Below are 6,697 nucleotides of genomic sequence, written 5' to 3' on the forward strand. Positions count from 1 at the left end.
GTTTGATGCGAGGCCAATTATTTTGCTTTTTTACTCGCAATTTCGGCTTCAATAAACGACATAGCTTCGTCAATCAAGTAATGGATCATATTGCGTGCCCGCTCAGGTTGCCTGCTTCGAATCGCCTGATAGACCTTATTATGCTCATCAATAATACTGTCAATACTGCCTTTAGCAGGTGTCGTATGCTGAATACTGACATTCAGTGCGGTGCTGATAAAGTCCCTGAGCTGAAAGAAAAAGCGGTTACGACTGGCAAATAAAATGCTGGTGTGAAAAGCCAGATCTGCATCATGAAAACTTTTTTGCGGATCTTTGGCTGAGGCTTTCATTTCCTCCAACGCGTCACCGATTTTGGCTATATCATCATCTGTCGCATATTCGGCAGCCAACGCTGCGGCTTGCGGTTCAATAGCCATACGCATTTGCAAAAACTCTTTGAGGACCAGTAATGACGGACTACTTTCCAGCATCCACTTCAACACACTGGTATCGTACAAGTTCCAGTTCGACGGTTCTTCTACCTGAATGCCTTTGCGGGGTCTGGATGAGATAAGCCCTTTGGCCGCCAACATTTTTACCGCTTCCCTGATTGCGGTGCGACTAATACCATACTCTTCGCACAGCTTTGCTTCAGTCGGCAATCCGGTTTCGATAGTGTAACGCCCATCTATAATAGCTTGGCCTAACTCATTGGTGACTTGCTGGGATAGGTTTAGATTCTCGATCCGCGCCATCATTATTCCTCAAATTACAAACATGTTATTACCTACTAGAAATTTTATATCGGTAGGTCAAGGGTTTAACTTTCATAATACGCGTAGATGATGCCGTTTAAATCTTTTCTAGGCAATTTTAACGATAAAAATAAATAAACACGCCAACGGAAAAAAGTAACATTATTTCACCCCTTTTTAACTCATAATTAACAAATCACTCTTCTACAGCCACATATTATAATATAATATGTTATTTCAATAATAATAAACCGCATCAATATCACTGATTGGATAGTGTAACGGTCAACACATTGATGCTTTTGTGGGACATAAAATATGGTTGAATTAAGTGCGTTAGACTGGTTGGTATTGGGCGGTTTCTTCGTCTTGCTGATTGGTGTCGTATGGATGTCGATGCGGCAACGGGAAAAAGACACGGCAGACTATTTTTTGGCAGGTCGAAATGCCGGATGGCTGGTGATTGGCGCGTCAATCTTTGCGTCTAATATCGGTTCAGAACATTTGGTGGGGCTTTCCGGTGCCGGTGCGCAGTCGGGCATGGCAATGGCACACTGGGAATTACAGTCCTGGATTATCTTGCTACTTGGCTGGGTATTCGTGCCCTTCTATTGGAGCAGCAAAGTCTACACCATGCCGGAATTTCTGGAACGTCGATATAATTCTGCCTCGCGTACCTTTTTGTCAGTTATTTCACTGGTTAGCTATGTATTAACCAAAGTCGCCGTTACGGTTTACGCTGGCGGGATCGCGTTTAAAACCATTCTGGGCATTGATACCATATGGGGCATCGATTTTTTCTGGATTTCGGCAGTAGGTCTGGTATTAATCACCGGCTTATACACTGTACTGGGGGGGATGAAAGCCATTATGTGGACATCCGTATTGCAAACTCCGGTGTTGATTATAGGCTCTGTGGTCATTCTGGTCGTCGGTTTAGATAAAGTTGGCGGCTGGACAGAAGTAGAACGACTAAATGACGCCAATATGCACTTAATCCGTGCTGCAACAGATAGCGAATTTCCTTGGCCTGGCGTGATCTTCGGTTCGTTTATTATCGGTTTTTGGTACTGGTGTACGGATCAATATATTGTACAACGAGTGTTATCGGCCAAAGGCATTAAAGAAGCCCGTCGTGGTGCGATGTTTGCAGGCTATTTAAAGCTGTTGCCAGTATTTATCTTTCTGGTTCCCGGCATGATTGCTTATGCGTTGAATGCGAAAGGAATAATCCACTACGATAGCGCTGACCAAGCCTTTCCAACACTGGTTTCAGAACTGCTTCCTTCAGGTGTCAAAGGTATCGTCATCGGTGGTTTGGTTGCTGCGTTAATGAGTTCTTTAGCCTCATTATTTAATTCATCAGCTACTTTGTTTACCATTGATTTTTATAAGAAGTTTAAACCTGAATCCACCGAGTTACATTTACTTAGAGTGGGCAGAATCGCGACTATCGTAATTGTGTTATTAGGCCTGTTGTGGATCCCGGTGATGAGTCTGATAGCCGATGTGTTATATGAATATCTGCAAAGTGTTCAATCGCTAATCGCCCCAGGCATCGCAGCCGTATTCTTCCTCGGATTAATTAGCAAACGTATCACCGCAGCTGCGGGTTATATTGGTCTGGTGTCCGGCTTTATTATGGGGATGATCCGTTTAGTGTTATTACCATTTCGCGATGACATTCAGGGCACCTCCATTGCCTGGATCACCGATATGAATTGGCTGTATTTCTGTATCCTGCTATTTGTGCTGGTTTCAGCCATTATGGTGGTTGTAAGTTTATTCACCAAACAATGTGATGACGAAAAATTGCAAGGCCTAACCTTTGGCAGTATCAGTAAATCACAATGGAGTGAAATGCGCGCCGGACTGGATAAGTGGGATTACATCCATACCGCGGGTATCCTAGCCATTACCGCGTTTATCTATATTCGATTCTGGTAAGTAACAATCTTTTCTGTAGAAGGCGGATCCCTGAATAGTTGATATTTAGGCACCGCCTTTTTTATAGCAGCAATCTACTCATGGTAGCCCGCGAGCATCTATTGGAAATGGCGTTAATATCAATTGTTTTTGGTTGTTAATGATATCCAACAGACTTGTATTTAACGACTCCACCAAGCCGGCGATGTATGCCGTTTAACTGCTCTCACGAAAGGGTTAATCAAAGTCAGGTGCAGCTTTGCTAACCCCTTTAAATTCATGCCTCCCCTGATTTGCATAAGCCGTCAATCAACAATCAGTATGGTCAGGATGATAACAACAATCTCCCAACACTTAGCCGACTTCACTAATTGGTAATAAAAGCCTATTACTTCTTCAACAATCTTATTCGGTAAATCCCGCCAGCAATGGAGTTTTCACCGGCGACAAATTTCAGCTCGTACGTGCCATCTTCGGCTTGATCTAAAATCTGTTGCGGGAGCGCATAATCCACATAGTAAAAGTTCGCGCCTTTATCGCTAGCCAAAGTCACTTCGGCCAATAGTTCACCATTGAGCAATATACGGAACTGCCGTCCTCCATCACCACCAAAATAGCGAATTCGCAAGATTTTGGCTTGATGTTCCGGGTCGCGTAGCTGATAACTGAACCACTTCGAACTATCACGCCAATGCTGGTTAGCGTTAACACCTGCCCGACTGCCCTCGCCAGCAAAATGATGTTCGACTTCAACCTGTTGCTCGCCGGGATTAATCATATCGATAGTTTTGGCGGCCAGTTGCTGACGTTCACGATCCCGTTTTGCCTGTTGCTCAACAAAATCGTCATATTGTTCTGCTGGCATTTGCGGCCAATAAAGCTGATAGCGGCTTTCATGGATACGGAAAAACGGCACCAATAACGGGGGATTAGTGTTGATAGCATCCTTCCCGCCTTGCATTCCCTCACCTACCGCATAGGCTAGATATGCCCCCGGTTGGCGTTTGAGTCCATTAAGAAATTTTTCAGTATCACCAACAATCACTGGCAGTGCTTCAGGCGCACAAGTCGGGCCGCTGGCCACATGCCCCATACGATCGTCATTGGCAAAATATGATAGATTTTCGTTGCCAAACGGAGCGACTTTTTCGGCTAATACCACCGGACCATACAATACCGAATATTGATGACTGCCGTCCGGTAATCCCTCTAGCCTGGGCTGAAGCGCAAAGTCCCAACTTATCACGTCTCCGGCTTGCCACTGACGCGTTACACTGATGTAACCTTCGTGTTCAACTGCGCTTTGGATGACTTTACCGTTAAGCTTTAAATTGGCCGCCATGTTATTCAGCCACTGCGGCTGACGAATATTAACCGTCAATGGTTTAGTCTGATTTTTTGGATCAGACATCACCTTAATGCTCACCTGATTGTGATCAGGAAATAAGGTCTCTAAGCGCAGCGTTATGCCCTGCTGTTGCCAGTCGAGTTTAGAGGGAATAAACAGGTTAACAAACAATTCATCGTCTTGATGGGCATAAATTAACTCTCCGTATTTACTGTGATTTTCAATCCCTGAGCCAACACAGCACCACATCGAGGTGTCGACCTGTGAATAAGTGCGATAGTGTCCGGAGCGCATCGGGGTAAAATAGACTAGCCCACCGGTTTCCGGATGTTGCGAAGACAGGATATGGTTATAGGTTGCACGCTCGTAATACTCCAGATACTGGGTGTCAAGCGAATCCTGATACAACATTTTGCTCAATTTGAGCATATTGTAGGTATTACAGGTTTCCGGCCCCTCCACAGAATCGAGCATGGAACTGAAATCATCCGCATCATGAAAATGTTCTCGCACACTGTTGCCACCAATGGATACCGTGCGTTTTTCAGTCACATCGTGCCAAAAGAAATCCGCTGCATCGTGCCAGGCCTGATTATTATCCAGCTCGGAAATGCGTAAATAACCGATGACTTTGGGGATCTGGGTATTGGCATGCAAGCCGTTCAGTTTATCTTCGCCTTTCAGCAACGGTTGTAAAATCAGTTGATGAGCAAAACGTTTAGCCAAGGTCAAATAATGTTTATCACCGGTCATCGCATAAACGTCGGCAAAGACTTCGTTCAGCCCGCCGTGTTCGGCTTTCAGCATAGTCTGGACTTGCTGATCACTGAGGTTTTTGACCAAATTATCTACCCAATCAGTCAATTCCACTAACATAGTGCGAGCCAGTTCACTTTCACCCAACTGATACGCATCACGCAGTCCGGCCAGGGTTTTATGCAGGTTATACCAGGGCACCCAACGATCATTTAACGAGAATAAATCCGCCTTAATTTCACCCTGCCTGATTTCATCCCAGGCCGCTTGACCATTCGGTATTCCACCTATGTAGCCATCACCATTTTTAAGCTGGGCCTGGCGCAGCTGTGTGAGCATATAATCAAGCCTGTTTTTAAGCTCAACATCACCGCTAGCGGCATAGGCTAAACTCAACGCACTAAGATAATGCCCGCCAATATGACCATCGAGCCCCGAGTTTTCCCAGTTACCGTAGGATTCCGCTTCTGTTGGTAAACCGGCTTCGCGCAAGTAAGGCGCAAGCAATTTGTCCGGTTGCATGGCCAGAATGTATTCAATATTGGTTTGTTGTGCGTGCTTAAACGGACTATCGGTTAGATGCACCTGAGATAGCGGAAATAGTTCGACAGACTCAACCTGACTCGACAAGGTGAGACAGCACAGTAGTATTCCAAAAGACTTTGTTGAAAGGACAAAGCGGTTAACAAACGGAGTCATACTATCTCCTGACTATTCTTAATTCGGGTAGAGTCTTTGTTTTCGCATGGTGATGTCATATTGATCGGATGTTTTTATGGCTATAACACCAAGGTCAATAGAATATCGACCGGAAGAACTGCGAAATATATCTGCACCGGCTCACCAGTACCACAACTTGCCACCAGCGAAACCATCTGAATTTGCAATCGCGTTTAGTGACCAGATACTGGCAACCATGAATTATATCTATACATTTAATAGCAGCGGCAATCAATAAACCCTACCGCTACTATTATTAGTTACTTACTTAAGCTGAGCTACCAGCACCGATTTTGGCGGTAAACTGAAGCCTAGTTTCCCCTTGCTGGCCGTTGCTTTAAAACTGACTGGTTTGACGGTATCCGGCGAGTCAAAAGTATTGTGCGCATCCATTTTGTCAGCACTGAGGATTTGCCCTTCAATCATCTTATACTGACCGCCAATCTCGATATTTTCAGATTTGCTTGGGTCTGTATTAACCAAAGTGATCCAGGTTTTACCGTCAGTGCCTGTGGCGGCACTGGCACTGACTTTAGGAACCGCATAGTCACCCAACTTGTATTCCGGATTGTTGGCTAACGACACCGGCAAATAGGTCGCATCCTGAAACGGTTTATGCATTAGGAATACATAATAGGTCGGTGTCAGAATCATCTTGTCTTTATCGGTAAGAATCATCGCCTGTAGTACGTTTACCATTTGCGCAATAATCGTCATTTGTACCCGCTCAGCATGTTGATGGAATACATTGAAGTTAAGTGCAGCAACGATGGCATCTCGAATACTATTTTGCTGATACAGGAATCCGGGATCGCCTTCGGTAACGTCATACCATGTGCCCCATTCATCCACATAAAAGCCGAGCTTTTTCTCAGGATCATTCTTATCCAGAATGGCCAGATTTTTCTCCAGAATTTCTTCCATGTGCAGAGTACGCGACATGGTCGAGGCCCACTCTTCTTCAGGGAAATCTAATGCACTGCCTTTTTTCTCCCAGACTCCGGTAGGGAGTGTGTAGTAGTGGTGGCTTATCGCATTTATACGATAGGCAAAAACAGGTTCCAGACTAGATAATGTCTCTGTCCATTCAGTTCTGTCATCTGTACCACCACTGGCAATCAAAATAGGCGTATTGTCAGCAGGTGTTTTTAGAAAGCTCGCGTACTGTTTATACAAATTACTGTAAAATTCTGGCGTCATGCTACCACCA

Annotated in this window: 4 protein-coding genes; 1 reads left to right on the top strand and 3 read right to left on the bottom strand. The window is 44.9% G+C overall.

Going from position 1 to position 6,697, the window contains the following annotated elements:
• Nucleotides 1-17: 17 nt before the first annotated feature.
• Complete coding sequence (locus ACTD55_RS08185; RefSeq protein WP_438863840.1) at nt 18-737, bottom strand: FadR/GntR family transcriptional regulator; 720 nt, start codon at nt 735-737, stop codon at nt 18-20.
• Between the two features lie 318 nt (nt 738-1,055).
• Between ACTD55_RS08185 and ACTD55_RS08190 the strand changes: the two genes are divergently transcribed.
• Nucleotides 1,056-2,684, top strand: coding sequence for a sodium:solute symporter (locus tag ACTD55_RS08190; RefSeq protein WP_438863833.1), 1,629 nt, complete (start codon nt 1,056-1,058; stop codon nt 2,682-2,684).
• 367 nt (nt 2,685-3,051) lie between these two features.
• Here the strand turns inward: ACTD55_RS08190 and ACTD55_RS08195 are convergent, their stop codons facing one another.
• Both ACTD55_RS08195 and ACTD55_RS08200 read right to left on the bottom strand, forming a co-directional pair.
• Complete coding sequence (locus tag ACTD55_RS08195) at nt 3,052-5,466, bottom strand: beta-L-arabinofuranosidase domain-containing protein (protein ID WP_438863834.1); 2,415 nt, start codon at nt 5,464-5,466, stop codon at nt 3,052-3,054.
• Between the two features lie 285 nt (nt 5,467-5,751).
• Nucleotides 5,752-6,697 (bottom strand): alpha-L-arabinofuranosidase C-terminal domain-containing protein (locus ACTD55_RS08200; protein ID WP_438863835.1); only part of this gene is annotated, 946 nt, incomplete at its 5' end.

This window comes from Neptunicella sp. (genome assembly GCF_048268085.1).
Lineage (GTDB): Bacteria > Pseudomonadota > Gammaproteobacteria > Enterobacterales > Alteromonadaceae > Neptunicella.